Genomic DNA, 1216 nt, shown 5'->3' on the forward strand with positions numbered 1-1216 from the left:
CAAGATAAATTCTATGTCAAAATCATAGCGATTTCTAGGCTGGGGGCGTGCGTTTGGCTTATGCCAAATCAAAATATCGGTGTCTATGTCCTCTTTACTTGCATAAAAAATAAGTAGTTTTTCTAGTAGCTTTTTGTTGCAAAAAATATACGCATTTAGTGTGGGCTGGATTCTCTCAAACTCATTTAACAAACTAAAATCAAAGCCCTTGCCTAGTGTTTCGTGGTTTTTGACTAGCTTTGCGTAGTTGCCTCCCCCTGCCTCTTTGGCAAAAACTCCGCTTAAACCACTTAGCAAATAAGGCGGGTCGGTTATGATTAAATCCACGCTATTATCGGGTATTTTGGCTATGTGTGGGTAACAATTAGCGTTATGTATTTGTATCATCAATATCCCCGCTCGTGTATTAGCTTTTTGGCGGATTTATAAAATCTTATGCTAGCTCGCATTGCTTTGTCTTTGTGATAATCAAACAAAAACACGCAAAATGTTATGTTCAATTCTCTGCGTTTTTCTAATGCCTTGCGTCTATATCCTCTCTCTATTGATTGCTTCTTGCCTAAAAGCAAGATAAAATAAAACACTTGCATAAAATAAAAATACACTACCGCTACAATCAAAACACAATGCGTCAAAAAGGCGTTTTGAAATACTAGATTTTTCTTTGCCTCTTGTATTTGCAAGTCTAGTTTTTCTAAGTATTCTTTGCGTCCTGTGGCATTTTGGTCATTTGTGGCGTGTGGGTCGCGCGTGGTGTGTGTGGTCATTTTTTATCCTTACTCAAAATCAAAGTAAGGGATTTTAGGCAAAAAGCGGAGGTAAAATAAAGTGGTTAGATTTGGGGGGGGGTGTTTTGGGGGATTTTTCGTCATTGCGAGCGGATTTTGTAAAATCCGCGTGGCAATCTATATTAGTTTTTGCAAAAAGCGTGTTTTTTGGTTTTTTGTAGCGATAGATTGCCACGCATTATATTTTTTGCTAAAACGCAAAAAAATAATGCTCGCAATGACAAAAAGAAAATCCGCGTGGCAATCTATTTTTTGTTTGGATAAAACACGCAAAAACAACTAAAAAACTTAAAAATCCTAAAAAAGCCTAAAATTACGCGTTTTTGCTGTGGCCTGTGTGGCTTGTGTGTTTTTTGGTGTCGTGGGATAAAATATTTTGCAAAGAATTTATCTCTTGCAAAATATTTATACTGCTTGTAATTTGCGTT

General features: G+C 36.8%; 3 protein-coding genes. All 3 read right to left on the reverse strand.

Annotated features, from left to right (window positions below):
* Positions 1-387, reverse strand: a 387-nt coding sequence (locus ACWIUO_RS13715) for a hypothetical protein (RefSeq protein ID WP_454178447.1), incomplete at its 3' end; no start/stop codon positions are given.
* Positions 387-767, reverse strand: a complete 381-nt coding sequence (locus ACWIUO_RS13720) for a hypothetical protein (protein ID WP_454178448.1) — start codon at positions 765-767, stop codon at positions 387-389. The genes ACWIUO_RS13715 and ACWIUO_RS13720, both read right to left, overlap by 1 nt.
* A gap of 34 nt (positions 768-801) precedes the next feature.
* Positions 802-963: a hypothetical protein gene (locus ACWIUO_RS13725; RefSeq protein ID WP_454178449.1), complete on the reverse strand. Its 162-nt coding sequence runs from the start codon at positions 961-963 to the stop codon at positions 802-804.
* Positions 964-1216: the final 253 nt, after the last annotated feature.

It is taken from the genome of Helicobacter sp. T3_23-1056 (genome assembly GCF_053654535.1).

What these genes read in the sequence shown, in the direction of transcription:
- ACWIUO_RS13720 (WP_454178448.1), bottom strand. Translation starts at nt 767, where the DNA reads ATGACCACACACACCACGCGCGACCCACACGCCACAAATGACCAAAAT.